This window comes from Rhizobium sp. Leaf311, from assembly GCF_001423445.1.
Lineage (GTDB): Bacteria > Pseudomonadota > Alphaproteobacteria > Rhizobiales > Rhizobiaceae > Agrobacterium.
This window is the reverse complement of the sequence record NZ_LMNZ01000004.1, coordinates 271,326-297,181: the sequence shown is the minus strand read 5'-3', so window position 1 is coordinate 297,181 and position 25,856 is coordinate 271,326. Positions and strand designations below refer to the sequence as shown.

General features: G+C 58.5%; 23 protein-coding genes. 7 read left to right on the top strand and 16 right to left on the bottom strand.

Annotated features, from left to right (window positions below; genetic code table 11):
- The first annotated feature begins 1 nt into the window (after position 1).
- Both ASF69_RS07155 and ASF69_RS07150 read left to right on the top strand, forming a co-directional pair.
- Positions 2-631, top strand: coding sequence for a 2-dehydro-3-deoxy-6-phosphogalactonate aldolase (locus ASF69_RS07155; protein WP_062586627.1), 630 nt, complete (start codon positions 2-4; stop codon positions 629-631).
- Positions 632-633: 2 nt separating this feature from the next.
- Positions 634-1,521: an SMP-30/gluconolactonase/LRE family protein gene (locus ASF69_RS07150; protein WP_062586626.1), complete on the top strand. Its 888-nt coding sequence runs from the start codon at positions 634-636 to the stop codon at positions 1,519-1,521.
- Between the two features lie 40 nt (positions 1,522-1,561).
- Here the strand turns inward: ASF69_RS07150 and ASF69_RS07145 are convergent, their stop codons facing one another.
- Together ASF69_RS07145 and ASF69_RS07140 are read right to left on the bottom strand one after the other, a co-directional pair.
- Complete coding sequence (locus ASF69_RS07145; protein ID WP_062587203.1) at positions 1,562-2,923, bottom strand: EAL domain-containing protein; 1,362 nt, start codon at positions 2,921-2,923, stop codon at positions 1,562-1,564.
- Between the two features lie 128 nt (positions 2,924-3,051).
- Complete coding sequence (locus ASF69_RS07140) at positions 3,052-4,710, bottom strand: response regulator (protein ID WP_062586625.1); 1,659 nt, start codon at positions 4,708-4,710, stop codon at positions 3,052-3,054.
- Between the two features lie 336 nt (positions 4,711-5,046).
- Between ASF69_RS07140 and mutL the strand changes: the two genes are divergently transcribed.
- From mutL to ASF69_RS07125, 3 genes are all read left to right on the top strand, one after another.
- A complete protein-coding gene (gene mutL, locus ASF69_RS07135; protein WP_062586624.1) occupies positions 5,047-6,864 on the top strand; it encodes a DNA mismatch repair endonuclease MutL in 1,818 nt (605 codons plus the stop codon).
- A gap of 76 nt (positions 6,865-6,940) precedes the next feature.
- Entirely contained in the window at positions 6,941-7,177 is a 237-nt protein-coding gene (locus tag ASF69_RS07130; protein WP_062586623.1) for a DUF2093 domain-containing protein, read from the top strand.
- Positions 7,178-7,310: 133 nt separating this feature from the next.
- Positions 7,311-7,808, top strand: coding sequence for a ferritin-like domain-containing protein (locus ASF69_RS07125; RefSeq protein ID WP_062586622.1), 498 nt, complete (start codon positions 7,311-7,313; stop codon positions 7,806-7,808).
- A gap of 85 nt (positions 7,809-7,893) precedes the next feature.
- On the opposite strand, the gene ASF69_RS23040 is transcribed toward ASF69_RS07125, so the two are convergent.
- The 10 genes from ASF69_RS23040 to ASF69_RS07075 form a co-directional block, all read right to left on the bottom strand.
- Complete coding sequence (locus ASF69_RS23040; RefSeq protein WP_062586621.1) at positions 7,894-8,238, bottom strand: hypothetical protein; 345 nt, start codon at positions 8,236-8,238, stop codon at positions 7,894-7,896.
- 110 nt (positions 8,239-8,348) lie between these two features.
- Complete coding sequence (gene lpxK, locus ASF69_RS07115) at positions 8,349-9,380, bottom strand: tetraacyldisaccharide 4'-kinase (RefSeq protein WP_062586620.1); 1,032 nt, start codon at positions 9,378-9,380, stop codon at positions 8,349-8,351.
- Positions 9,381-9,465: 85 nt separating this feature from the next.
- Positions 9,466-10,206, bottom strand: coding sequence for an HAD family hydrolase (locus ASF69_RS07110; RefSeq protein WP_062586619.1), 741 nt, complete (start codon positions 10,204-10,206; stop codon positions 9,466-9,468).
- Between the two features lie 2 nt (positions 10,207-10,208).
- Positions 10,209-11,525: a lipid IV(A) 3-deoxy-D-manno-octulosonic acid transferase gene (gene waaA / locus ASF69_RS07105; protein WP_062586618.1), complete on the bottom strand. Its 1,317-nt coding sequence runs from the start codon at positions 11,523-11,525 to the stop codon at positions 10,209-10,211.
- A 310-nt stretch (positions 11,526-11,835) separates the two neighbouring features.
- Entirely contained in the window at positions 11,836-12,072 is a 237-nt protein-coding gene (locus ASF69_RS07100) for a DUF4170 domain-containing protein (RefSeq protein ID WP_062586617.1), read from the bottom strand.
- Positions 12,073-12,138: 66 nt separating this feature from the next.
- Complete coding sequence (locus ASF69_RS07095; protein WP_062586616.1) at positions 12,139-12,942, bottom strand: 3'(2'),5'-bisphosphate nucleotidase CysQ; 804 nt, start codon at positions 12,940-12,942, stop codon at positions 12,139-12,141.
- Positions 12,943-13,038: 96 nt separating this feature from the next.
- Entirely contained in the window at positions 13,039-14,385 is a 1,347-nt protein-coding gene (locus ASF69_RS07090) for a TldD/PmbA family protein (RefSeq protein WP_062587202.1), read from the bottom strand.
- 91 nt (positions 14,386-14,476) lie between these two features.
- Positions 14,477-15,391: a patatin-like phospholipase family protein gene (locus tag ASF69_RS07085; protein ID WP_062586615.1), complete on the bottom strand. Its 915-nt coding sequence runs from the start codon at positions 15,389-15,391 to the stop codon at positions 14,477-14,479.
- 107 nt (positions 15,392-15,498) lie between these two features.
- A complete protein-coding gene (gene rsmD, locus ASF69_RS07080) occupies positions 15,499-16,056 on the bottom strand; it encodes a 16S rRNA (guanine(966)-N(2))-methyltransferase RsmD (protein WP_062586614.1) in 558 nt (185 codons plus the stop codon).
- Positions 16,037-17,938: a pseudouridine synthase gene (locus ASF69_RS07075; protein ID WP_062586613.1), complete on the bottom strand. Its 1,902-nt coding sequence runs from the start codon at positions 17,936-17,938 to the stop codon at positions 16,037-16,039. The genes rsmD and ASF69_RS07075 overlap by 20 nt, the downstream gene beginning before the upstream one ends.
- A gap of 72 nt (positions 17,939-18,010) precedes the next feature.
- On the opposite strand from ASF69_RS07075, the gene ASF69_RS07070 reads away from it, so the two are divergent.
- Positions 18,011-18,466: a nucleoside deaminase gene (locus ASF69_RS07070; RefSeq protein WP_062586612.1), complete on the top strand. Its 456-nt coding sequence runs from the start codon at positions 18,011-18,013 to the stop codon at positions 18,464-18,466.
- Between the two features lie 198 nt (positions 18,467-18,664).
- Here the strand turns inward: ASF69_RS07070 and ASF69_RS07065 are convergent, their stop codons facing one another.
- The 4 genes from ASF69_RS07065 to ASF69_RS07050 form a co-directional block, all read right to left on the bottom strand.
- Positions 18,665-19,297 carry a hypothetical protein gene (locus tag ASF69_RS07065; protein WP_112964142.1) on the bottom strand — a complete coding sequence of 211 codons (633 nt, stop codon included), beginning with the start codon at positions 19,295-19,297 and terminating at the stop codon, positions 18,665-18,667.
- Positions 19,298-19,521: 224 nt separating this feature from the next.
- Positions 19,522-22,425, bottom strand: coding sequence for an isoleucine--tRNA ligase (ileS, locus tag ASF69_RS07060; protein WP_062586610.1), 2,904 nt, complete (start codon positions 22,423-22,425; stop codon positions 19,522-19,524).
- A gap of 244 nt (positions 22,426-22,669) precedes the next feature.
- On the bottom strand, positions 22,670-23,650 hold the full coding sequence (locus ASF69_RS07055) for a bifunctional riboflavin kinase/FAD synthetase (protein WP_062587201.1): 981 nt from the start codon (positions 23,648-23,650) through the stop codon (positions 22,670-22,672).
- A 26-nt stretch (positions 23,651-23,676) separates the two neighbouring features.
- Positions 23,677-24,525: a TIGR01459 family HAD-type hydrolase gene (locus ASF69_RS07050; RefSeq protein ID WP_062586609.1), complete on the bottom strand. Its 849-nt coding sequence runs from the start codon at positions 24,523-24,525 to the stop codon at positions 23,677-23,679.
- A gap of 193 nt (positions 24,526-24,718) precedes the next feature.
- On the opposite strand from ASF69_RS07050, the gene ASF69_RS07045 reads away from it, so the two are divergent.
- The gene (locus tag ASF69_RS07045; RefSeq protein WP_062586608.1) at positions 24,719-25,840 is read left to right on the top strand and encodes an acyltransferase; all 1,122 of its coding nucleotides are present in this window, start codon (positions 24,719-24,721) and stop codon (positions 25,838-25,840) included.
- The last annotated feature ends 16 nt before the right edge of the window (positions 25,841-25,856 follow it).

Below are 25,856 nucleotides of genomic sequence, written 5' to 3'. Positions count from 1 at the left end.
GATGCGTATCCCCTTTCCACCCATGAAATATCCGTTGGTCGCCATTCTGCGCGGTATAAAGCCGGAAGAAGCAGAAGGCATTGTCAGTGTGCTTCTCGAAAGCGGCTTGCGCGCCATCGAAATACCGCTCAATTCACCGGACGCCTTTCGCTCCATCGAAATCGCTGCGAAGCTGGCACCGGCGGATGCCCTGATCGGCGCCGGTACGGTGTTGACCATCGATGATGTCGCAAGGCTTGATGCGGTGGGCGGGAAGCTGATGGTCAGCCCCAATGTCGATGTCGAGGTGATCACGACGGCACGTGAAAAAGGCATGGTTACCATGCCCGGCGTCCTGACACCGACGGAGGCGCTGCTGGCGCTGAAAGCAGGTGCGACCGGCCTCAAGTTCTTCCCCGCAAGCGTAATCGGGCCGTCGGGTATCAATGCCATCAGAACGATTCTGCCGAAGGATACGCTGGTTGCCGCTGTCGGCGGCGTGTCGGACAAGAATTTCGGCGACTACACCAGCGCAGGCATCACGGCCTTTGGCCTTGGCACGAGCCTGTACAAGCCAGGCATGACGGCCGCGGATGTCCACGAACGCGCGCTAATGACCGTCAAGGCCTATGAAACAGCGATTGGAGCATAGGCATGGCGACCATACACGACTTCAAAGGCAGTGTGCTGGATGCCACGCAGATGCATCTCGGTGAAGGACCGGCGTTCGATCCGATCACGGGCAAGCTTTGCTGGCTGAACATTCTCGGCAAGGAACTTCACGAACTCGATCTTTCGAACGGCCAGAAAGCGGTCCATGCCCTGCCTTTCATGGCAAGCGTCGTCGCTCGCATCGATGAGAAGCGTCAATTGCTCGCGTCCGAAGATGGACTCTTCCTCCGTGACCGGACAACAGGCGAACTTTCCTTTCATGCGGATTTCGAGCCGGGCAAGCCTGGCAATCGCTCCAATGACGGCCGCGTTCATCCCTGCGGTGCATTGTGGATCGGCACCATGGGCAAGAAGGCCGAAGATGGAGCAGGCGGCATCTATCACGTCGCCAGGGGCGTGGTGACGACGCTGGTCGAGAACATCAGCATTTCCAACTCCATCTGCTTCTCTCCCGATGGAGCGACGGGGTATTATGTGGATACCAAGGTCAACAGATTGATGGCCGTTCCACTCGATCCGGCAACCGGGTTGCCGGTTGGACAAGCCAAGATACTGGTGGATCAGGCTGGTGAGGACGGTGGCATCGATGGCTCCGTATGCGATGCGGATGGCCATATCTGGAATGCGCGCTGGGGAATGGGTGCCGTTGATCGCTACTCCGCCGATGGAAAGCATCTCGATCGATATCTTGTGCCAGCGGAACAATCCACGTGTCCGGTCTTTTTCGGCAGCGGCCTCAACCGCCTTGGCCTCACCTCAGCCTGCGAAGGTCTGGACGAGGCCACCATCAAGGCCAATCCGATGTTTGGCGCGACCTTCGACCTTGGCATAGAGGTCAAAGGCATGGCCGATGGCGCTTACATCGCCTGATCCCTGACCCGGGAAAGGCGCCCTTTGGCTCTTTCCCGGGTCAGCTGAAATCCAGACCGGATGTCGGCAGATCGCGGTAGTTTTCCTGAAGATATCGCTGGGTGGCGGCGGCATCTACCGGGCGTCCGTAGAAATAACCCTGCCCCATGGCACAGCCGAGACTGCGCAGCTTGTCGGCCTCGGACTTGTTTTCGATCCCTTCTGCTACGACCTCCAGATCGAGACCATCACACATGGCCACGATTGCCTTGATGATATGTTCGGACGGGCGGTCGGTGCTGATCCGCGATACGAACGCCCGATCGATCTTCACCTTGTCGAACGAGAAATCTCTCAAGCGGCCGAGACTTGACTGGCCTGTGCCGAAGTCATCCAGCGAGATTTTTACGCCCGCCTGCTGAAGCTCGCGGATGATGCGCTGGGCCGTGTCTGCCGATGTCATGACCGCGGTTTCGGTGATCTCAAGCTCCAGCCTTCTGGGATCGAGCCCCACGCGCCGCAAGATGGACAGGATGTTGCCAGCCGTCGTCGGGTCCATCAATTGCGCGGACGAGAGGTTGAAAGACAAGAACAGCTCTCGCGGCCATGAAAGCGCGGCTTCCGCCGCCTTGCGCAACAGCGTTTCGGAGAGAGCGTCGATAAAACCGCGCTCTTCCGCCAGCGGCACGAAAACGGCGGGCGAGACGAAGCCGAGATCGGGATCGTTCCAGCGCGCGAGAGCCTCGAAGCCGATCACCGTTGCACTGTGCAACCGCACGATAGGCTGAAAATGCACATCCACCGCATCGGTGATGATGGCATTGCGCAGAGCCTGCTCGAGCTGCGTGGCACGTTTCATCTCCTGCGCAATCTCACGCGAATAGACAGTAATCTGCCCGCGACCGCGACGCTTGGAACGATAAAGCGCAGTTTCCGCACTTTTCAGCAGATCCTCGAATTCCTCGCCCGCGAAGGGATAAATGGCAAAGCCAAAGGATGACGATAGCCGAACGTTGCGGTCGCCCAGATCATAGGGAGCGGACAGAACATCCTTGATCATGTTGCCGACGCGCTCGGCACCCAGCCGTTCGAACACCAGCGGCAGCACGAAAGCAAATTCATCGCCATCATGACGCGTAACGACAGCGCCATCAGGCACACAGGCTTTGAGACGATGCGCAACCTGACACAGGATTTCGTCGCCCGCTTCGGCGCCAAAAAGATCATTGATGGGTTTGAAGCCGTCTATATTCGCCACGCCGATGGTAAACGGCGCCGGATCAGTCGCACGTTCTGCGGCAAGCATTCTGATCTTGTCGCGAAGCCTGTACCGGTTGCCCAACCCTGTCAAAGGGTCGCTATACGCCATGGCCTGCAACTCGTGCTGGCTCACTTGTGGCGCATTTGGCTCGGGCGGTTTCATGCGCATGTCCTAGTCAACAAACTGAAGTCAGTGTTGATCAATAATGTTTGATTCTTGCGAAAACACTATCGCGGAACTCTGCGAAATTGCCACCGATTTTCCGGGCCCGATTTCTATATTTTCCCGGCTCAACCATGGTTGAACTGGTTTTTCTGCGGCATGTATCGTTTCAGTAATGCTTCTATCATGTCGGGGCTGATCGGTTTCAACAGCATATCGTCCATTCCCGCATCTAAGCAGGCCTGTCGGTCACCCTCGAAAGCAAGCGCAACAACACCAATAACGGGGACGCGGTCCTGTTGATGCGATATCTTGCGCAGCCTGCGGGTCGCTTCAAAGCCATCGAAATCCGGCAGTGTCGTATCCATCAGCACGAAAGACGGTTTTTCCTGCTCGTAAAGCCGCAGGGCCTCAGCACCCGTAGCCGCGATCTTGTAGGTCAACCCCATGCTTTCGAGTATTTGTGAAAAGACAATCTGGTTGATCGTGTTGTCTTCCACGACCAGAACTTCGGTCGCTCGTTTAGGGGGCGCTTTCTCCGTGCCGGTGGAGATGTCCACGCCTTCCCCTGCCCTTTCAGCGATCGCATTCTGGGCAATGAGACGGAAATGACGTGTAACCTGACTGATGATCATGCCTTCGAGCTGAAAATCATCGACCGTCATGACATCGACGCCGTAGACTGGCGGCAGATCAAGGCAGGCGACGTCCAGTTGTATATCCACGACCACGAGATCGATCCGCACATTGGCGGAGGCGGCATACTCCATGAAGGCTTTCTGCTCTCGGTATCCCGATGCAACTGCGCAATCGATACCCATGGCGCTCATCTTCTTCGACGCCTGTTCGCCAAGCTTTGCATTGGGCGTAACGATCAAAATGCTGCGACCCTGCAAAATTCGGGAAGCCTGATGGTGCTCATCGTCCATGTAGGACGTCTGAACGAATGACATGTGCTCCAGCCCGGAAATGACCTGTTTTCCGTCCGCTCCGGTGGTGGCGAAGGCAGATACATCATCCATGGTCGTAACGAGAAAATATCGGCCCGGTTTACCGACCCTCTGCTTTCTTGTGATGACGAGAATTTCCTCTCCCGTCAGGCGCGTTAAACGCTCCGGCAGAATAGCTGGTCTGCCGGTGTCCAGCACATGGCGGTCCATGGCATCGATCCGCGAGGCAACAGGATCGGAATGAATATCGGCAACCGTGCGCCCGAGGATAAGGTCTGCCGATGTTTCCAGCAGGGCGCAGCCAGCCTTGTTGACGCCGACATAGGTCGCGTTGCGGTCCTTGACGAAAATCGAAAGCGGCAGCGTGTCCAGTATCTCTTCGGTCAGTTGCACCCGTTCAATATCGGAACGCCACTGGTCCTCGCGTTTCTTCTGTTCGGAAATGTCGGAAATGACGCAGATGCCCATGCCTGACGGCAATCGTCGTTGGGTGAAGCGCAGCCAACGGTCGCCAAGTCCGCGCTCGGTAAATTCCGACCGCTCTTTCCAGTGTGAGGCGAGACGTTCGGCAATCCAGTCTTCACGATCTGCCAATCGCGGCTGCACGGCATCGACATCCGGCCTACGGCAATCGTAGACAGCGCCAATGAAATCGCGAAGGCGCGTTCCGGTGGCTATGTCCGCTTCATTGAGGGGCAGAAGACTGAGCACTCGCCGGTTGGCGAAGGCAATGTGATCATCGCGATCATAGCCGATGAGGGCAACCGACATGGCATCGCAAAAGGCTTCGAGCATGGCAGTATACATATCTGCGCAGGTCGACGCCCCACCATTCATTGCACTTCCTCACATGCCTGTCTCAAAGCGAATTACACTCACAAAATCGGCCTCTGGCCGGGGGAAAATGGCTGAAGATAAAGGGCATGTTGTGTGAAACCTGAAGCAGACTGGCACGTCCTGGCAACGCCCTCTGCTTTTCGTCACAAATCATCCTGCTGCGGTGGGCGCCGGGATGATGCTGCATTCATTGCGAGCTGGTTGCACACTAAAATTATTAGCTTAAGACGCACTTAACGCTGTGCCCAAGAAATATTTGGCGGGACAACCCCGCATTTTTCGCCATTTGGATGGATTTTGCTTTCGCAAACCTCTCGAATCCTCGAAAATGGCGTCATGTCCATCAAACAGCTTTCCGAAACCCTTATCAATCAGATTGCCGCCGGCGAAGTCATTGAACGCCCATCCAGTGCTGCAAAAGAATTGATTGAAAATGCGATCGATGCGGGCGCTACCCGGATCGAAATCGCTACCGCTGGCGGCGGCAAGGGTCTCGTGAGAATATCGGACAATGGCTGTGGCATGTCTGCTTCCGATCTGGAATTGGCAATCCGCAGACATTGCACATCCAAGATTTCCCTGAACCTGGACGATATACGGACGCTGGGTTTTCGCGGAGAAGCCCTGCCCTCCATCGGCTCGGTCGCCAAACTGACGATCACCAGCCGTCAGAAGGATGCGGCCGAAGGCGCCGTAATCTCGGTTGCTGGCGGCAAGGTGTCGCCTGTCCGGCCCGCTCCCTCCAACAGGGGAACGACGGTGGAGGTGCGCGATCTGTTTTTTGCCACACCGGCGCGCCTCAAATTTCTGAAATCGGAAAAGGCCGAAGCGGGCGCGATCACGGAAATCGTCAAACGCATGGCCATCGCCTTCCCGCATATCCGCTTCGTCCTGTCGGGAACGGACCGGTCGACGCTGGAATTTCCGGCAACGGGTGATGACCACCTTGCGCGCATGGCGCAGATACTTGGTGCCGACTTCAAGGACAATGCCATCGAAATCGATGCCATCCGCGAGGACGTAACCCTGACGGGATTTGCGGGCGTTCCGACATTCAACCGCGGGAATTCGGCGCATCAATACATGTTCGTGAATGGACGCCCGGTGCAGGACAAACTGCTTCTGTCCGCCATTCGCGGTGCCTATGCCGAAACAATTCCCCATGGCCGCTATCCCATAGCGGTGCTCTCTCTCACGCTCGATCCCGCCCTTGTGGATGTGAACGTCCATCCTGCCAAGTCCGACGTGCGTTTTCGCGATCCCGGCCTTATACGCGGGCTGATCGTCGGCGCCGTGCGGCAGGCCCTTACACGCGAGGGAGACCGGGCGGCAACGACGGGTGCTGCGCAGATGATGAGCGCGTTTCGTCCCGGCTACAGCCCCTCTACCGTTCGGTCTTTTTCGTCGCAGGCATGGTCGCCAGCAACCTCGCCTTCGCGGCCTCTGTCCGTCGGCGGCGAGCTGGCGCTTCGCGAAACCGCGCAGGCGCAATTTGCCGATATCACCATGCCGACGGCACGTGCGGAACAGGCTGGACCTTCCGTTGATGGCATTCCCACCATGGATGCGGCGCGCTACCCTTTGGGCGCGGCAAGAGCACAGGTGCACGCCAATTATATTGTGGCGCAAACGGATGATGGCCTTGTCATCGTTGACCAACACGCAGCCCATGAACGGCTGGTCTTTGAGGAAATTCGCAAGGCGCTCCATTCCAGGCGTCCTGCCTCTCAGGTTCTGCTCATTCCGGAGATTGTCGATTTGCCGGAGGAGGATTGCGATCGGTTGATGGAACATGCTGCTGGCTTCGACAGCATGGGCCTTGCCATTGAGCGTTTCGGCCCCGGAGCCATCGCCGTGCGCGAGACTCCCTCCATGCTGGGCGAGGTCAACGTTCAGGGTCTGGTGCGGCAACTGGCGGACGAAATTGCCGAATGGGACAGCGCCGCCAGTCTTGGCAACAAACTCGAATATGTCGCGGCCACCATGGCCTGCCACGGCTCGGTCAGGTCGGGTCGTCGCATGAGGCCAGAAGAAATGAACGCGCTTTTGCGGCAGATGGAAAACACACCCGGCTCCGGCCAGTGCAACCACGGCCGCCCCACCTATATCGAACTCAAGCTTTCCGATATCGAAAGGCTGTTCGGCAGAAGTTGAGCCAATCCCACGCGCCACCGCTGGCATTTTCGCAAGGAAAAAGCTAGAAAACAGAGATCGTCAGGAGACAGGACAGATGAACAGATTTGAAGGCGGCGGCAGCCGTGAGGCGAAGATCGAATATCTCGATGGAGATATGCGCATCGTTCAAAACGGTTCACACGTCGTCTGCGCCATGACGGGCAAATTCATTCCGCTGGATGAGCTGCGCTACTGGAGCGTTATCAGGCAGGAGCCCTATGCCGACGCAGCAGCCTCTCTTGAGGCGGAGAAACGGGCCGGTGCGCTTCCAAACCAGAGGAGAAGTGCCTGAACGGCATCGGCCTTACATTACGATCTGCTCAAGTAAATTGAACATTGTGCGCAACCCGTCAGGAACTATCGCTGACGGGGCTGGTTAGATCAGCGTTGCAATGCAACGGCACAATTTTCAACAGGAGCTGACAATGGCCGAGAAGACACTCGACGATCTTTTTTACGATACGCTGAAGGACATCTATTACGCCGAACGTCAGGTGCTGAAAGCTTTGCCGAAAATGGCACGCGCGGCAACCGACCCAAAGCTGAAAGCTGCTTTCGAGAAGCACAAGGAAGAAACGCAGGGCCAGATCGAACGCCTGCAGGAAGTCTTTGAAATCATCGGCAAGCGCGCACAGGGCAAAACCTGTGAAGCAATCCAGGGTATCATCGCTGAAGGCGAAGAAATCATGGAAGACTACAAGGGCACCGCTGCACTCGACGCTGGCCTGATCTCGTCCGCGCAGGCTGTCGAGCATTATGAAATTACCCGTTACGGCACGCTGAAGGCCTGGGCAGAAAAGCTCGGCTATTCGAAGGCTGTTCCGTTGCTGGACGCCACACTGACCGAAGAATCCACGACAGATGAGTCGCTGAGCAAACTTGCGACAACATCGGTCAACGCTGCTGCTCAGAAAGCTGCGTGACAGCTCTATAGCAGAACCGGGCGATCCACCCGGTTCTGCATTACGGACATAAAAAAACCGGGCAATGCCCGGTTTTTTGCTGTTGTTATTGCGCCGGCTGCGCGGGTCGAGCTGGCTGCGAGGCCTGGCCTGGATTTGGATTGCTGTCGGTCCCGCCTGTTGCTGGCTGTGTGCCAGACGGGGCGTTGTTGTCGAAAGCACCTGTGCCGCTTGGGCCGGGGTCTGCCGGTGCATTTGGTGTCGAGGGGCCAGGCGCTGACTGTGTTTCTGTCGTCGCTGGCGCGGTGCTCTCCCCCCAGGTCTCGGCAACAATCCAGACGGCGCCTGCCAATAGTAGGCTGATAACGAGAATGATGAGAACGGGACTTCCCCGAAAACCTTGGCGACTCTCGCGTGGGGTGAAAACTTTCTTTTCGGTACCCTGCGGCATGTGTTCCTCCTGAAGCAATGGAGAGCACTCCAAGTGCTCAACTCTTCAGGAAAAGCGCGCTGAGGTCGTATTGTTCCTTCGCCGCTGCCATATTCGGACCATGGGCCCTATTAAGGTTGCTGAAGCCTTCTGCGCCTGCAATTTTCCATGGCCGTGTCGATGATTGCCGCAGCCGCATTCGGGTCATCGAACACCATATCGATGTCGATGACACGGCTGGCGCGGTGCAGAGCCGATGCCGGCCCATGACGCCCCTCAAGCCGCATCGCGTCCTTGGCTGTTGTGACCGGCAAGAGGTTGGCCTTGGCTGCCTCCTCCATCAGATCGGCAATCTCTTCATCGCTGAACTGGTGATGATCCGGGAATGAGCGACGGACCACGATATCGGCGCCCAAAGACGAGACGGTACGATAGAACTTCTCGGGATCTGCAATGCCCGCATAGGCGAGGACAGGTTTGGCCTTGAGATCCGCCTGTGGCCGGGGACGTATGGATGAGACGTAAATCTGTTTGCCCGCCCGTGCTGCTGTTCGAATGATCGCATCGGCCGCAGGTCCATCGCCCACCTTGAGAATTGCAGACAGTTGGCGCATCTGCTCGTCCAGCGGTGCCCGGACGGGTCCCCCAGGCACGAGATGCCCATTACCGATGCCTCTGCGGGTATCGATGACGACCAAGGCATAGTCCAGTGTCAACCGCGCGCTTTGAAAGCCATCATCCATGATGATGAGGTCAACACCCTCTTCGACCAGACGTTTTGCGCCTTCGACACGCCTGCGGGAAATGACCGTTATCGCCTCACGAGCCAGCAAAAGGGGCTCATCCCCAACATCGACAGACCGGTGATGCCCGACATCGACCCGTGTCGTCACGTCCAGTGTGCCGCCATAGCCACGGCTGAGGAAACCCGGCGTCAGCCCCATTGCAATGGCTGCGCGCGCAATTGCAATGGCGGTCGGGGTCTTGCCCGCACCGCCGACTGTGAAATTGCCGATACAGATGACCGGTACGGGCACGGATGCCCGTTTTGCCCTTTTCATCGTCCGTCCGGCGACCTTGCCATACACGAAGGAAAAAGGAGCCAGTGCCCAGGCCTGCCAGCCGGATTTTTCCCACCAGAATGGCGGTGCTTCCGAAACCATCCGTCCACAAACTCCCGCTATTCCCTGTTTGTTAGCAGAAGCTATCTGCCAGAAAGGTAAGGATTTTGCAAAGAGGGGAAATAGTCTAGAGCGCAGCGCGGGGCGGAAGAAGACTTTCGAGACCTGTTATATCGTCAAAACAATAGTCACAGTCTGCCGCAAGACTTTGCCTTGTGCCCGTGCCGGTGAGCACCGCGATGCCCAGACCGGCCTTGGCATTGCGCGCCATGTGCAGATCGTGGTTGTTGTCTCCGACAACGGCGATGCGATCCGGGGTAAGACCGATTGCCTCGCAAAATCCGTAAACCATCCCCGGCTGCGGCTTCGTGCCGTGGCCGCTATCGTAACCGGCGATGAAATCGACACTGTGTTCGATGCCGAAGCGTCGCGCGGTTTCGCGTATAGAAGCCTCATTGTCGCTGGAAGCGATGCCGAGCCTGTAGCCTCTCTGCTTCAGGCGGGAAAAAAGCCCCTGCAGATCCGTGACTGGAACGGATTTGGAAGCAGCATCGGTAAACAGCCGGTCGAGGCGTTGCGTCAGTTCACCCACGTCACAGGGCGAACCGGCAGCAACCAGACCAGCAGAAATCTGGGCCGTATTGCCAGCGGCCAGCAAACTATCGGCTATGACATGGCCGGTCACGGGGTCCATTCCACAGGCCAGAAGCAGGCGGTCGGCCAGTGCCGCGTCGCCACGGGCGGCAATTGCCGCAAGCTCACGGTTAACAGGACCCCAGCTCGCATCATAGCCGATAAGCGTTCCGTCCTTGTCGAACAGGATTGCCGCAATATCATCCGGCGATTTAACCAATCCGGCCGCGTCCATCGTCAACCAACAGCACTGCGCGGCTGAAGCTTGGCGGTTACCGTCAACGGATTGATGTAAGGCTCAAGCGCCTTGACGGTTGAGGACAGCGCACCGCGCATGTCCTGTATGACCCTGCCGCCGGCATCGATCATCTTGTAACGTTCGTTGTCGTTGACCAGCAGATAATGCACGGCCTTTGCCAGCATTTCGACATCCCGGATGATGCGACCGCCACCGGAACGCAAAAGCTTCTGGTAGGCTTCGCGGAAATTCTGAACATGCGCACCGGAAAGAACGGCGCAGCCCAGCATTGCAGGCTCCAGCGGGTTCTGACCACCCTCCGCCATCAGCGAGCGGCCCACGAAGGCAAGTTCGGTCAGCCGCAGGTAAAGACCCATTTCGCCGATCGTGTCACCAAGGAAAATGTCCGTCTGCGGCGTGATGACGTCGTTGCGGCTTCTGCGGGCAACAACCAGATCCATGCCCTTCAACATCGCCTCGATCTCATCGCACCGCTCAGGATGCCGGGGCACGATGATGGTGAGTTGACCGTTTCGGGACTTGATTGCAGCGTGAACCGTGCCCGCCGCCTTTTCCTCCCCTTCGAAGGTGGAGATAGCAGCCCAGGTCTTGCGCCCGCCAATCTGGCGGCGATAGTTTTCAAGCAATGCCATGTCGCAAGGCGGCGGATCGGTATCGCCCTTCAGGTTTCCTGACACGACAACCGGCCAGGAGCCCAGGTCGCGAAATCGTTCTGCGTCCACGTCTGACTGCGCCACAACCAGCGCCAACTTGCTGAAAAGCGCCTCTGCGACCTCTGAACGGCGGTGCCAGCGATCAAAGGAGCGATCCGAGAGCCGGGCATTGACGCGGATTTGCGGGATATGCCGCCGCTCAAGCTCCATCATCGTGATCGGCCAGATTTCGGACTCAGCTGTGATCGCCGCATCCGGTGTCCAGTAGTTCAGAAAACGGTTCAGGCAAATCTTGATATCGAGCGGCACATATTGATGGATGACGTCTCCGCCAAGGCGCGTGCGGCTGAGTTCTGCCGATGTAACCGTGCCCGTGGTCAGAAGAACGTGTATGTCCCGCTTGCGGATTTCACGGATGAGCGGGACGAGCGCGAGCGTTTCGCCGACGCTTGCGGCATGAAACCAGACGAGCGGACCGCGTGGGCGCTCGGCGCTGGAATACCCAAAGCGTTCAAGGCGGCGATGCTTGTCTTCCTTGCCTTTGGCAGAGCGATACATCAGGTAGGGCCGCGCGAAGGGATAGGCCGCGACACCAGCAATTCTGTAACCCGAAAGGGCGAAACGCGCGATTCGGCTGTTCATGACACCCTGCCTTCGATCATTTCGCGCAATGCTTTCCCCTGTGATCCCTACAAGAGCACCGCGTCACGTCGAAACGCCACATCCGCATCGCTCTATGTTCTTGTTAAGACATCGCATCTTCTAATAATCGTGTGACGATCTTAGGTCGATGTCTGAGCCTACTTCATACAAAAATGCGTCTTTTTTGTTTCAGAACGGAAGAGAGCTCTCGAAAAGCCGAGTGGCACCCAGATGTTGTGCGTAACCTTACGGAAGCCGCACAACTTTTTGCCCCACTGGGTATAGTACAAACGAAGTAGGAAAGCAGCGATTATTTGCTATCTGGCTCAAGAAGACGGTGCATATGCACTATAAAGTAGCGCATGTGAGCGTTATCCACAGTCTGCTGGGCTTTTGACTTCCATGCCGTCAATGCGGTTGCGTAGTCCGGGAAGATACCGACGATATCAAGCGCCTTCAAATCGCGAAACTGCACGTCCTGGAGATTTTCAAGCTCGCCGCCGAATACGAGGTGCAGAAGCTGTTTCTGGTTGCCCGCTACAGTCATATTTCACTTCTTTCTAATTGTCTGTTGGCCCGAGAAGCCTTCATCTGCGGGATTTTGCTGTGAAAATCAACCTCTGTCAGACAAGTTCAACGGCTCCAGCAAATGTGGAAGCAACAGGTTGCCCGCCGCGCATAATTCAGGGTGGGAGACCTGCCGTAGATTGTATACCAGACGATTGCCATCCAGCCCGACCAACATTCCTCCGGCACGCTCGAGAATGAGATCCGCCGCCGCGAGATCCCAATCATGGGAATGCGGTTTGACCAACGTCCCGTCAATCCGGCCATCTGCGACCATGGCAAGCCTGTAAGCAAGTGACGGCACATGTGCGATCCGATGAACTCGCGACTTCAGGCTCCCGGGAAGCTTGGCGATAACGTCTTCGGAGGCTGCCAGCCTGATCTTGTCGGCACCGCTGGACGAAACGGCCAGAGGCTTGCCGTTCTTCATGGCTGACCCCGTCGGAAGCGCGGTAAATTCTTCGTCATAGGCCGGCGCAACAAGCGCTGCGGCGACGGGCTTGCCGTGATGGACCACCGCTACACTGACACACCACGTATCCTTGCCGGCAATGAAGGCGCGGGTGCCGTCTATCGGGTCCACCACGAACACCGTGTCCCGCGTCAACCGGTCACTATCGTCATCGGTCTCTTCGGAAAGCCAGCCATAGTCCGGGCGCGCTGTGCGCAGCAACCGTTCCAGCAATTCATTGGCAGCGTAATCTGCTGCACTCACCGGCGAATGGCCACTCTTCCACCAGACTTCCGGATCCTTGCGGAAATAACCCAGCGCGACTTTTCCAGCCTGACGGGCAGCATCCACAATGAGTTCGAGATCGGAGTGCCAATCGGCAACATTCATATCTGTCATCTTCCGTTGAGAGGCGGCGCATAAGCATGAGCACATGCGGCCACCATCAGACCATGCGCATGGCCTGTGTTCAAAGGCAACCGCCGACCGGTCGTATCAGCGCCCGGCGATCGTCATGCCTTCAATGGCAAGTGTCGGCGCAGCCACACCATATTTGCGGTCGATGTCGTTTGCAGGCGTAACCCGCATGAACATGTCCTTCAAATTGGATGCGATGGTCACTTCCGAAACCGGGAAGGCCTTCTCGCCATTTTCAATCCAGAAACCGCTTGCGCCGCAGCTATACTCGCCCGTCAGAAGATTGGCGCCATGGCCGATCAACTCCGTGACGTAGAAGCCGCTACCCACCTGAGCAATGAGGTCCTGTGGCGAGATATCGCCGGGCTCCAGCGCAAGATTGGTCGATGCGGGTGATACAGCCGTTCCGCCGCGCACTCCACGGCCATTGGTCGTAAGGCCAATCTCGCGGGCAGTCGATGTCGACAGGAACCAATGCTTGAGAACGCCGTCCTCGATCATGACGAGCTTTTCGCCGCGAATACCCTCACCATCGAACGGGCGGGATGACGGGCCACGCACGATCTGCGGATCATCAGTAATCGAAAGGCCTTGTTTGAGAACCTGTTGGCCCATCTTGTCACGCAGGAAGCTGGTCTTGCGGGCAACGGAAGCACCGTTGATGGCACCGGCAATGCTGCCAACGAAACCACGCGCGATGCGTGGGTCGAAGACGACGGTCACATTGCTGCCCGTGTCCACCTGACGGGGATTGATACGCTTGACGGCTCTTTCACCGGCGCGTCGGCCGATGTCTTCGGGATTGTCGAGATCCTTGAAATAGAGGCGGCTGTCATATTCGTAGTCGCGCTCCATCTTCGTGCCTTCTCCGGCAATAACGCTGACGGAGCGGCCGAAACGGCTTCCCATATAGCTACCGGAAAAGCCGTGCGAGGTTACAAGCACGAGACCGCCCATGCCACTGGATGCCCCGACACCCGAAGAGTTGCTGACACCCTTGACGCTGAGCGCAGCCTCTTCGGCGGCAAGAGCCGCTTCACGCAGCTCATCTGCCGAAACTTCGGTCGGATCGAACAATTGCAGATCATCATAGGAAGTCGCCAATCGATCCTTGTCCGCAAGGCAGGCAAAGGGGTCTTCAGGCGAGACCTTGGCCATGGCGACCGCGCGTTCCGCCAGTGTCTTGAGGTCGAAGCCGGGATTGGCCGAAACGCTGGCAACGCGCCTGCCAACAAAGACGCGCAACGAGAAATCATCGCTTTCCGACGATTCCGTGCTTTCGACCTTGCCGAGCCGAACGCCGACAGATTGCGAGCGGGAGCGAACGATGACGGCATCTGCCTCATCCGCACCGGCGCGGCGGGCCAGATCGACCAATTCGCTGGCACGATCGAGAAGCTTTGAGGAATCAATAGCTGAGGACATGGGGCGAAGCCTTTCGTTGACCTTCATTTATTGCGACGCACACGCCGCATCAAGGCCAAAGGCGCATTTCACTCGTAATTGAGCGAAATGCCTACGGCTCGATACCATGGCCGCGATGGTAAAGCTCCACCTGCATTTCGATTTGCCGCTTGAGTTCGTCTTTCGTCACTTCGGATTCCGCAAGCACTTCATGTGCTTTCCTGAAATCCAAAACCTTGAAACGATTGACCGGGGGTCGCAGAAAGATGTGCGGCGGGCGCATTCGCAATTTTAGCGAAATGACCGACTGCATCATCAGCTGGCTTGCACCAAACAGGCTTTCAAAGCGGCTGGGCATTGTCGTCCCGTCACCTTCGGGCCCTCCCACCACATCCACTGCAATGACGATATCGGCGTCATCGAGCAGATGGTCATAGGGCACCGGATTGAAGATGCCGCCATCGATCATAATGCGATCATTCATCCGAATGGGCATGAACAGGGCCGGAATGGCAGAAGATGCCGCCAGCGCCTGGCGCAGATCGCCACTTTCGACGATGACTTCGGATTGCGCGTAGTAGTCTGTCGCTGTGACTTTCAGCGGAATGCCCAGATCTTCAAACCTTTTGGGCAGGGCGGATGGCAAAAGCGCATCGAGCACCAGTTCAAGATTAAACTGACCCAGACGAAATCCAAAAGCTGCGTGGCGCATGGAGGCCGGGCCGAGGCTCCAGAGCCGGTTGGCGACGCTGCCCTTCTTGCCCATCAGCTCAAGCGTATATTCCCTGATGTCACGGCCACTCATGCCAGCAGCCATGCCCGCGCCGATGATGGAGCCGATCGAGGAGCCCGCTATAGCGGTGGGGCGAATGCCGAGCTCATCGAGGGCCTCGACAATGTTGATGTGGCAGATGCCACGTGCGCCACCGCCACCAAGGGCGAGCGCAAAGGATGGGTCGCGGACTTCTCTTGTGGCTTCCTCGCGCTTACGCTTCTTGCCAGAGGCCTTTTTTTTCTTTCCAGCCAAAAGTGCGGCCTCTCCTACATGTCATATGCTTGACCCGCTCTATGAGACAAAGACGACAGGAGAGTGACGCGCGCCGAAAGACGCGCATCATCGAGGGCAAATAATCGTCAGGGCTCGTAGCGATAGAAATGCATCTTGGAGTCGCCAAAGGTGCGGCTTTCCAGCAATTTGAATACGGGTTCGACGGTAAGCAGCACGTCTGCACGCTCTTCCAGAATGGCAAGCGCGCCGGGCACGAGCCAGCCTCCGTGATGGGCCGCCGCCAAGGCCTTCTCGCCCTGTCCCTGTCCATAGGGCGGATCGGCAAACAGCATATCGAAGGGCTCGATATTGTTGACGCTACCCAGTTTGGTCGCGTCACGACGCAGGATGCGCGCGCGGCCATGCAGGCCCAGAGCATCGATGTTTTCCCACAACAGCCCCCTGCCCTCGACGCCGTTTTCGACAAACAGCGCCACGCGACAGCCGCGCGACAGAGCCTCGAGCCCGACCGCGCCTGTGCCTGCGAAAACATCAAGAACGCGCGTCCCATCCAGGCTTTCGGGATAGGCGTGGCTCAATATGTTGAAGAGGCTTTCCCGTGTCCGGTCTATCGTGGGTCTGATTGTGTTGGATTTCGGTGCGGCCAGTGACCGGCCGCGAAACTCACCGCCTACGATCCGCATTACGCGTCATTCCTCTGCCTCCAGAAGGTTTACCACCTGGACCCTTGCCACCGCTACCGGGACCTTTGCCGCCGGGACCCTTGGAACCACCGGGCCCCTTGCCACCGAACCCGCCCTCAGACCGCTCTGCCCGCGGCTTGCCGAAGCCCGGCTTGCCACCAAAGCCACCTGGCTTGCCGCCAGAAGGACGGCCTTCGCGAGGCTTGTCACCAAAGGGCTTTGCGCCGCGTGGCTTGTCGCCAAATGGACGCTCTGAACGCGGACGGTCACCATCCTCACGCGGCTTGCGATCACCGAAGGGCCGCTCGCTGCGCGCAGGGCGATCCCCGAAGGACCTTTCCGGGCGAGCCGGACGATCTCCAAATGAGCGTTCTCCAGCATCGCGAGGCTTGCGGTCGCCATAGGGCCGCTCACTACGTTCCCCGCCGCGGGAAGGACGGTCGCCAAAGGGCTTGTCGCCGCGTGGGCGTTCACCCCGGTTGCCTGCGTCGCGTGGCTTGCGATCACCGAAGGATTTCTCGCCGCGTTCACCCCTGCCGCGACCACGGCTCTCGTCCTGCGCCGGCTTGTCGGCGCGGATCCATTCACCGTCGGAATCCCGATGCCTGACGATTGCGCGGCGCGCATCCGCCTCTGCTGAAGGCTTCTTGAAGACGCTTTCTGCCTCGGCGCGCACGGACTTGCGCTCCTTGCCGTCACGCGTGGGACGCGCGCCTGGTGCCATCCACACATTGGCTGTGCGGTTGCTGCCCATGGGCGGGCGCTTCGGACGGTCGTCGTCACGATCCTCATCGCGACCCTTTGCGAAAGGCTTTCCTGGACGCTTTGCATCCGGTTTGCCCGGCGCACGGTCACGCGGGTTGTCGCGCTTTTCTGCAAAATTGCCGCCGCGCGGGTTCTGCTCGGCATCGCCACGTTTTGTCCATTCGGATTTGACGGGACGCTGAACCGGGGCCTCGTCTTCCTCGACCACGGCATCATAGATCGGCGCATCGAAATTGGCACCGGCAGCCTCGATGAGGCGGGGCCCAAGCTGATCGCGCAGCATACGGCCACGCACTTCGACGACCTGGCTTTCCGGCAGGTCACCCAGCTGGAACGGTCCGTAGGAGATGCGAATGAGGCGGTTCACTTCCAGACCCAGCGCACCAAGCACGTTCTTGATCTCACGGTTCTTGCCTTCGCGAAGACCCATGGTGATCCAGACATTGTGGCCCTGCGTGCGGTCAAGCGTGGCGTCGATTGCGCCGTAGAGAACACCGTCTACCGCGATGCCCTCCTTGAGCTTGTCCAACGCGGCCTGATCGACCTCGCCATGGGCGCGCACGCGGTAACGGCGCAGCCAGCCAGTGGTCGGCAGTTCAAGAACGCGCGAGAGGCCGCCGTCATTGGTCAGCAGCAGCAGGCCTTCGGTGTTGATATCGAGACGACCGATGGAAAGAACGCGCGGAAGCTCCTTCGGAAGATTGTCAAAAACCGTCGGACGCCCTTCCGGGTCGGAATTGGTCGTCACCAGACCGGCTGGCTTGTGGTAAAGCCACAGGCGCGTACGCTCCGCACCACGGATCGGCTGGCCATCAACCTCGATCTTGTCATCCAGGGTGGCATTGACGACAGGGCTGTCCAGCTTGACGCCGTTCAGCGACACGCGCCCTTCCATGATCATCCGTTCCACATCGCGGCGCGAAGCCACGCCTGCGCGCGCCATGATCTTGGAAATCCGCTCCGGCTTGCTGGGTGCCGTCTCGCTCACGACAGTCTCGGCCTTGGCTGTAAATGGCTTCTTGTCGCGCGCCGTGTCCGGTGTCGCCGAAGGCTTCGGCTTCCTGTCACGGTCGAATGTTTTGTCGCCAGCGCGCTTCGGCTTGTCTTTGAATGTCATTTGTTGTTTGCCTGTTGTTTGCCGTGTCCTATCAGGTCGCGCGGCACTGGTTAAGAGGAAATTGCACGGACAATGGCGGAAACGACGCATTTCATGGACCTTGCGCTTGAAGAAGCGCAAAGAGCAGGCCAAAGGGACGAGGTCCCCATCGGTGCCGTGCTGGTACTGGATGGCCACATTGTCGCCAGCGTCGGCAACCGCACACGCGAATTGAACGACGTCACAGCCCATGCCGAAATCCTAGCCATCCGCATGGCCTGCGAGGAACTGGGCAGAGAGCGACTGAGCGGCGCAGACCTTTATGTGACCCTGGAACCCTGCACCATGTGCGCCACGGCCATTTCCTTCGCCCGCATCAGGCGCCTCTATTATGGCGCCAACGACCCCAAGGGCGGTGCGGTGGAAAGCGGCGTGCGCTTTTTCAACCAGCCGACATGCCACCACGCTCCGGAGGTCTATTCAGGCATGGCAGAGGTGGAGAGTGCGCAGATTTTGCGCGGATTCTTTCAGGGCAAGCGTGGAGAGTGAAAGGCGCGGAATGCCCCTCTTTCGTCATACCAAGCTTGACCCGGTATCCAGCGGAGCCGCGTCTGCGGCGATAAAGAGTCTTTCGCGATCAAAAGACTTTACGCACCGGACCCGCATGAAGTGCGGGGTGACGGAGTTCGAAGCGATGTTTTGCAACGCCCCTACGCTCCAAAGGCGGAAGATGCGAACTCCCAACCCTTACTGGAAGGGGTTCCACCAGCTCTTGCCGGTGCCAGCCATGGCGGCGTTCTTCTTGCGCTCTTTTTCCTTCTTGGATTCCGGCGTACCGAGATCGGCCAGCTCTTCCTGCGGAACGCTGCGATATTCAAGCGGCGGGTCTGTCAGGAACTTGCGCTGATTGCTGTTGACGATGGAGCCGCCCTGCGCATCGGCCTTGGCCTTGCGGAATGCTTCCCACTTCTGGCTTTCCGTCATCTGGCCGTTGGTGCCGTTGCCGGCCAGCAGTGGCGAGCGATAATTCGGATTGTCACGGTTTGCGTCGGCTTCCTTGCGCAGACGCTCGCGCGCTTCTTCCGGCGTCTCAGGCCATTGCGGATTGGTTTCCCGGTTGGCAAGGCTCTGCTGCGGCTGCGTCAGCTGCTCGGCACGGGCCTGGGCAGGAACAACGAGACTGGGGCGCGGGTTATACTTCACGCTGCGCTTGTCCTGATTGCCGGTAATGGACGTGGCGTTGCCAAGGTCGTCAACCAGCTGTTCGGCGGACGACTTGCCCGTTCCGTAGGTCGGGCTGGTGCAGGCGCTCAGTGCAAGGCAAACAGATACCGCGCCAAGAACGGTGCCGTATATGCGAAAACTCTGCGTCATGCTCATGGAAACCCTTCCGCCCCGAAGCGCCTTCATGTCCTTCCGGACATTCACAGGGCGCTCTTTATCCTAATTCCCGTCGCCGCGCATTCTAAAAAATCGAAGTGATTTTCAGATCCATGCTTTAGCTTTCCTGACGACTGGGTAGCCCCCATTGCTGCTAAAATCCGGCCAATTTCAGGCAGGTTTACCGGATGAACGCTTAAAGTGCAATTCATCCGGCCATTTTCTTAAGCACCGACGCCAAGTTCGCGCAACGCGGCGGCATCTCGCGCCGATACGTCGGGGAACGCAGGATCGGAGCCCACATCCGTGGTGATGCGCCAGGAACGGGCACATTTCTGTCCCTCGGCCAGCTTCTGCTCGACCGACACCTTCTGGACTTCACCGAGGCGGAAGGCATCTGCAGGACCTTCGCCAGCAACGACAGAGATGGCCGAGGTGATGCAGATTTCCGCGAAGTCCTCACCCTCAAGTGCAGCCAGCAGTTCTGGGTCGGCGACATGCACGACGGGGGCTGCTTCCAGCGAAGAACCGATACGCTTTTCGCGCCGCTCAACTTCCAGAGCGCCGGTCACAACGGTGCGCACCTTGCGGATCTTCTCCCAACGTGCGGCCACTGCTTCATTCTGCCACTCGGAAGGAATGGCGGGGAACTGCACGAGATGCACCGATTCCGCATCCGCATAACGGGACAACCATGCTTCTTCCGTGGTGAAGGGCAACATGGGGGCAAGCCAGGTGACGAGGCAATCGAAGAGCTTCGAGATGACGCAAAGCGAGGCGCGGCGCTTGAGCGACGAGGGAGCGTCGCAATAGAGCGCATCCTTGCGGATATCGAAGTAGAAGGCCGACAGCTCGACATTGGCGAAATCGATCAGCGCGCGGGTGATCTTCTTGAAGTCGAACGCGTCGTAACCGTCACGCACGACCTTATCCAGTTCGGACAGGCGGTGCAGCACCAGCTTTTCCAGCTCCGGCAGCTCGGCATAGGCGATCTCTTCGCCCTTGTCATGCGCCAGCGTGCCCAGCATCCAGCGGATGGTGTTGCGCAGCTTGCGATAGGCATCGATATTGGTCTGGATGATGGCCTTGCCCAGACGCTGGTCTTCCCAATAGTCCGTGGTCATGACCCACAGGCGCAGAATATCAGCGCCGGATTCCTTCATGACGTCCTGCGGTGCCACGACGTTGCCGAGCGACTTGGACTGCTTGCGGCCCTGCTCGTCCATGGTGAAACCATGGGTGACGACGGCCTTGTAAGGCGCACGGCCACGCGTCGCGCAGCTTTCCAGAAGCGACGAGTGGAACCAGCCGCGATGCTGGTCAGAGCCTTCCAGATAGACATCGGCTGGCCATTTCAGGTCAGGGCGATCTTCAAGCGTGAAGGTGTGCGTTGAGCCAGAGTCGAACCAGACATCGAGGATATCACGGACCTGATGCCACTTGGCGTGGTCATGGTCCGCACCCAGAAAGCGCTCCTTGGCACCTGGCGCAAACCACGCATCGGCACCCTCGACCTCGAAGGCCTCCAGAATGCGGGCGTTGACGGCATCATCGACCAGCACTTCGCCCTTCTCATCGGCAAAGACGGCAATCGGCACGCCCCAGGCGCGCTGACGCGACAGCACCCAGTCCGGGCGGTTCTCGATCATGGCGCGCAGACGGTTCTGGCCAGCGGCAGGCACGAAACGCGTGTCGTCGATGGCCGACAGCGACCGCGAGCGCAGCGTCGTGCCGTCACCCAGCTCCTTGTCCATATAGACGAACCATTGCGGCGTGTTGCGGAAGATGATGGGCTTCTTGGAGCGCCAGCTATGCGGATAGCTGTGCTTCAGACGGCCACGGGCAAAGAGGTTATTGGCTGCAATCAGCGCCTTGATGACACGCTCATTGGCGTCACCCTTCTTGCCATTGTCGTCCATCACGCGGGCAGCGCCGCCTTCAGCCGAAGGGCCGAAACCGGGAGCATCTTCCGTGTAGAAGCCGTCATCGCCAACCGGGAACGGGATCTTGGTCGAGATGCCACGATCTTCCAGCGCGCGCAGATTGGAGGTCCATGCATCAAAGTCTTCGCGACCGTGGCTTGGTGCGGTGTGCACGAAGCCCGTACCGGCATCATCGGTGACGTGATCGCCATCGAGCAAAGGAACCTTGAAGTCATAACCGAGTGACGCCAGCGGATGGGCACAGGTGATCGCGCCCAGTTCCTCTGCCGTAACAGGACGGACCAGCTTGAAGGTCAGTTTTGCCTTCTTGGCGGCTTCATCGGCGAGCTTCGTTGCGAAGATCAGCTTTTCGCCCGGCTGCGGGCCGAAGTCGTTCTCTGCCGTCTCCACTTCGAACAGACCGTAAGGGAAGCGCGAGGAGAAGGAGATGGCGCGGTTGCCGGGGATGGTCCATGGCGTTGTCGTCCAGATGACGACCGACTGACCTTGAAGGTCAGCGGCACCTTCAACCACCGGGAACTTCACCCAGATCATGTCGCTCTCGACATCCGCATACTCGACCTCGGCCTCAGCCAGAGCCGTGCGCTCGACAACCGACCACATGACGGGCTTGGAGCCGCGATAGAGCTGGCCGCTCTTGGCGATCTTCAGAAGTTCGCCAGCGATACGGGCTTCCGCATGGAAGTTCATGGTCGTGTAGGGATTGTCGAAATCGCCTTCGATGCCGAGACGCTTGAACTCTTCCGACTGCACCTTGATCCAACCGGCGGCGAATTCGCGGCATTCCTTGCGGAATTCGTTGATTTCCACCTCGTCCTTGTTCTTGCCCTTGGCGCGGTAGGCTTCCTCGATCTTCCACTCGATGGGAAGGCCATGGCAATCCCAGCCGGGAACGTAGTTGGCGTCAAAGCCGCGCATCTGGAACGAGCGGGTGATGACGTCTTTGAGGATCTTGTTGAGCGCATGGCCGATATGGATGTTGCCGTTGGCGTAAGGAGGGCCATCATGCAGCACGAATTTTTCGCGGCCAGCGGCAGAAGCGCGCAGCTTCTTGTAGAGCCCCATCTGCTGCCAGCGCTTCACCGTTTCCGGCTCTTTCTGCGGCAGGCCGGCGCGCATGGGAAAATCCGTCTGCGGCAGGTAGAGCGTGGTGGAATAGTCAATTGTCTGTGCGGTGTCGTTCATAACCGTGCCGTTCGTTGCGGGGCCCTGAAAGGTCGCGCCCGTGTCTTTGATTCAAGAAGTGCGATAACGGAAAGCGCTTCGACAAGCGCCAAAATCCCGGACCTTCCGGCTGTCACAGCGCGGGGAAGGCCGGGCCAATAATTCGGGATATCTTCATCGACCGATACTGGTGCATAATGCCGTTCTTTAAGGTGTTTCGCGCCGTTTGAAAAGCGAATAGATGACGCGCTGCGTTCCCGCCGTTTCAGAAAGCGATTTTGCTGTCCAGCGAGCCGAGCGGTTTGACGCCTAACAGAAGCGCCCTCGCCTCTTCCTCATCGCGTTTGATCTGTGTCACCAGTGCGTCCAGCCCGTCAAACTTCAGCTCGTCGCGCAGATGGCCGAAGAACGAGACAGAGCAGGTTTCGCCATAGAGGTCACCGGAGAAATCGAACAGATAGGTCTCCAGAAGGGCTGCCCCATCCTCTGTGACAGTCGGGCGGTAGCCAAAGCTTGCCACGCCATCATGCAGCGAACCATCCGGCCGGCGAAAGCGCACGGCATAGATGCCCGGCTTCAAGTCCGTCTCCGGCGGCAATGCCATGTTGGCGGTGGGATAACCGAGCGTGCGACCAAGCCTTTGTCCACCGATCACCTCTGCCTCGACCGTATATCGATAGCCCAGAAGACCCGCCGCGCCCGCGACATCGCCCTGGCTCAGGAGATCACGAATACGGCTGGACGATACGATCTCGGTACCCTCATCGCGGAAGGAATCGATCAGGACGACATCAAAGCCGTGTTTCTTACCCGCCGCCATCAGATAGGCAGGGCCACCCTCGCGGCCCTTGCCGAAGTGGAAATCGACACCCGTGACCACGGCGCTGGCGCCAAGCCAGTCCACCAGAACGGATTTGACGAAATCTTCCGCCGATCGCTGCGAGAAATCCCTGTCGAACGGATATTCGATGACGGAATTGAAACCCTCGGCTTCCAGCACACGCGCCTTGATGGAGGCGGGCGTAATTCTGAAGACCGGCGTTTCCGGGCGAAATACGGTACGCGGATGCGGCTCGAACGTCAGCACCAATGCGGGCACATCGCGGGCAGCTGCCAGTTCCAGCGCATGATCCAGCACGGCGCGATGGCCGCGATGGACACCATCGAAGTTGCCGATTGCGACCACGCCACCGCGCAGTTGCGGTGGCAGCGGCTCTTTTTTCTCGTTGCGATGAAAGACAGTCATTTCCGCAGGATCCCTGAACAGCCCGATCACGCCAGACGTGGCATCCACCAACCGGGAGCAGCGCCCTCTTTCTGCAGATAGTCCTTCAGAAGCGTTTCGTCGATCTCACCGTTCAACGCATAGTCCGCGGCATGGATGCCACCGGCGATGTAAAGAAGCTCGAGCCCGGCATTGATGGCGCCCTTCACGTCCGTCGGCATCCCATCGCCGATGGCCAAAACGCGGTCCTTGGAAAATTCGCCATGCACCTCTCTGGCTGCCGACAGACACGCCTCATAGATCGGCGAATGCGGCTTGCCTGCGATACGAACCTCCCCGCCCAGTTGCTCATAATATAAGGCCATGGCACCGGCACAGGGAATGATGCGCTCGCCGCGCTCCACCACAAGGTCGGGGTTGGCGCAGATCATCGGCACGGAACGGGCGACGAAACTCTTGAGCATGTCGGTATAGTCTTCCGGCGTTTCGGTCTCATCGTCAAAGAAACCGGTACAGACGACAGCTGTCGCCTCTTCCTGCGACACGACTTCGACGTCGAGACCGTCCAGCAGCGGCATGTCGCGCTCGGGACCAAGCAGAAACACCTTTTTCGGCCCTTGCGAAATCAGCTCGCGCGTCACATCGCCGGAGGTGATGATGCGGTCGTAGGCGGTGTCCGGAACGCCGAGCGCCCGTAACTGCGGAATGACGCCGGGAGCGGGACGCGGGGAATTGGTGATGAGCACCACCGTCAAGCCCGCCTTGCGTGCCGCTTCCAGCGCAATTGCAGCATCCGGAAAGGCGCTGACGCCGTTGTGCAGCACACCCCAGACATCCGAGAGAACGACGTCGAACCGGTCCGTAATTTCGCCAAGGGTGGAGATGCGTTGCGCCATGAGATGCTTCCAAGCTTCAAGAATTCATGGCGTGACATTGCAAACCGGCACGCCGATTACAAGCAAAAAAGCTGGCCCGCAAAGGCGGGCTACCTCCGGCGAATTCGCGTTTTTGCATCGCAGTATGTTGCGAACGCACCTCTGGCGTGTTTTTATAGCGGTGGGGCTGGCTTACTCAATCGAGGAGCCATCGATGAAGAGGATAGACCAGCTCGAGGGTCTTCGCGGTCTTCTGGCCGCATGGGTTGTTCTGGTTCACCTGCTACCGGCAGCCGGTATCGACCCGGACAGCATGGGTGCGCTGAAACCCCTGATCAACGAAAAAATCCGCGTCCAGATATTCTGCATCATGAGCGGTTTTGTCATCTTCGTGATGATGTCGTCGCTGTCTGAAGATTACTCGACCTACATAGCCCGGCGCATCAAACGCATCTATCCGGTCTATATATTTGCTTTCTTCCTTTCCATTGGCTTTGCATGGATAGCCTATCAGGCGCTGCACACCGCAGACTTCGGAAGTGTGCGCAATGCCGGTCGCATCGCCATTCTGGACCGCAGCTTCGAAAACTGGGAAATGAATACGCTTGCCCATATGACAATGTTGCACGGGATCATTCCCGATAGCTGGCTGCCACTGGGCGCCTATGCTTTTCTGGGTCAGGCCTGGAATATCTCCACGGAGTTCCAGTTTTATCTGATTGCGCCGCTCGCCTTCTGGTGCCTCCACCATTCCAGCAATCTGCTGCGTGTGGGTTTTCTGGCGGCCGCTGTCTTCGGCGTCTGGTATTTCCGTCACTGGCCGAACGGGGCAATCCTTGCCAATTACGCCATTTATTTCGCGACAGGCATCGCCAGCTACTACCTCTGGAAGATGCGCTGGGACGAACAGCCGTTCATGTCGCCACCCGTCGTGTTGCCGCTGGCCGCCGTGGTCGGGTATTTCGATCTCGCCATTGGTGCCTGGATCTTCGTTTTCACCAGCGCCATCATGGTGCGGGACAAGGGCCGCAAGAAGGGTTTCGTGGCACTGTTTCTGGAGCATCCCGTCATGATGTTCCTCGGCACCGTCTCCTATTCGCTCTATCTGCTGCACATGATCCCGCTCTATGGCTGGATGTATGTGCTGAACGATCAGGGCCTCAGCCAGGGCACATACTTCGCCATGCTGGCGGCGCTGACCTTCGCCACGGCCATTCCTTTTGCCTACCTCGCGCATAAATATGTCGAGCGGCCGTTCTACAAGTCGAAGAGCCACCGCGCCCCTACCCTGGCAACAGCGCATGCCACCGTGGGACCGGTTGTTGAAACGAAATAGCGCAGCGAATGATGTG

Excerpts from the sequence above, each read along its gene's own strand:
- ASF69_RS07050 (WP_062586609.1), bottom strand. The coding sequence starts at position 24,525 with ATGGCGCAACGCATCTCCACCCTTGGCGAAATTACGGACCGGTTCGAC.
- ileS (WP_062586610.1), bottom strand. The coding sequence starts at position 22,425 with ATGAACGACACCGCACAGACAATTGACTATTCCACCACGCTCTACCTG.
- mutL (WP_062586624.1), top strand. The coding sequence starts at position 5,047 with ATGTCCATCAAACAGCTTTCCGAAACCCTTATCAATCAGATTGCCGCC.
- ASF69_RS07150 (WP_062586626.1), top strand. The coding sequence starts at position 634 with ATGGCGACCATACACGACTTCAAAGGCAGTGTGCTGGATGCCACGCAG.
- ASF69_RS07095 (WP_062586616.1), bottom strand. The coding sequence starts at position 12,942 with ATGACAGATATGAATGTTGCCGATTGGCACTCCGATCTCGAACTCATT.
- ASF69_RS23040 (WP_062586621.1), bottom strand. The coding sequence starts at position 8,238 with ATGCCGCAGGGTACCGAAAAGAAAGTTTTCACCCCACGCGAGAGTCGC.
- lpxK (WP_062586620.1), bottom strand. The coding sequence starts at position 9,380 with ATGGTTTCGGAAGCACCGCCATTCTGGTGGGAAAAATCCGGCTGGCAG.
- ASF69_RS07055 (WP_062587201.1), bottom strand. The coding sequence starts at position 23,650 with ATGACTGTCTTTCATCGCAACGAGAAAAAAGAGCCGCTGCCACCGCAA.
- ASF69_RS07045 (WP_062586608.1), top strand. The coding sequence starts at position 24,719 with ATGAAGAGGATAGACCAGCTCGAGGGTCTTCGCGGTCTTCTGGCCGCA.
- ASF69_RS07155 (WP_062586627.1), top strand. The coding sequence starts at position 2 with ATGCGTATCCCCTTTCCACCCATGAAATATCCGTTGGTCGCCATTCTG.
- rsmD (WP_062586614.1), bottom strand. The coding sequence starts at position 16,056 with ATGCGGATCGTAGGCGGTGAGTTTCGCGGCCGGTCACTGGCCGCACCG.
- waaA (WP_062586618.1), bottom strand. The coding sequence starts at position 11,525 with ATGAACAGCCGAATCGCGCGTTTCGCCCTTTCGGGTTACAGAATTGCT.
- ASF69_RS07100 (WP_062586617.1), bottom strand. The coding sequence starts at position 12,072 with ATGACTGTAGCGGGCAACCAGAAACAGCTTCTGCACCTCGTATTCGGC.
- ASF69_RS07065 (WP_112964142.1), bottom strand. The coding sequence starts at position 19,297 with ATGAGCATGACGCAGAGTTTTCGCATATACGGCACCGTTCTTGGCGCG.
- ASF69_RS07145 (WP_062587203.1), bottom strand. The coding sequence starts at position 2,923 with ATGAAACCGCCCGAGCCAAATGCGCCACAAGTGAGCCAGCACGAGTTG.
- ASF69_RS07110 (WP_062586619.1), bottom strand. The coding sequence starts at position 10,206 with ATGGACGCGGCCGGATTGGTTAAATCGCCGGATGATATTGCGGCAATC.
- ASF69_RS07075 (WP_062586613.1), bottom strand. The coding sequence starts at position 17,938 with ATGACATTCAAAGACAAGCCGAAGCGCGCTGGCGACAAAACATTCGAC.
- ASF69_RS07125 (WP_062586622.1), top strand. The coding sequence starts at position 7,311 with ATGGCCGAGAAGACACTCGACGATCTTTTTTACGATACGCTGAAGGAC.
- ASF69_RS07070 (WP_062586612.1), top strand. The coding sequence starts at position 18,011 with ATGGCGGAAACGACGCATTTCATGGACCTTGCGCTTGAAGAAGCGCAA.
- ASF69_RS07140 (WP_062586625.1), bottom strand. The coding sequence starts at position 4,710 with ATGAATGGTGGGGCGTCGACCTGCGCAGATATGTATACTGCCATGCTC.
- ASF69_RS07090 (WP_062587202.1), bottom strand. The coding sequence starts at position 14,385 with ATGTCCTCAGCTATTGATTCCTCAAAGCTTCTCGATCGTGCCAGCGAA.
- ASF69_RS07130 (WP_062586623.1), top strand. The coding sequence starts at position 6,941 with ATGAACAGATTTGAAGGCGGCGGCAGCCGTGAGGCGAAGATCGAATAT.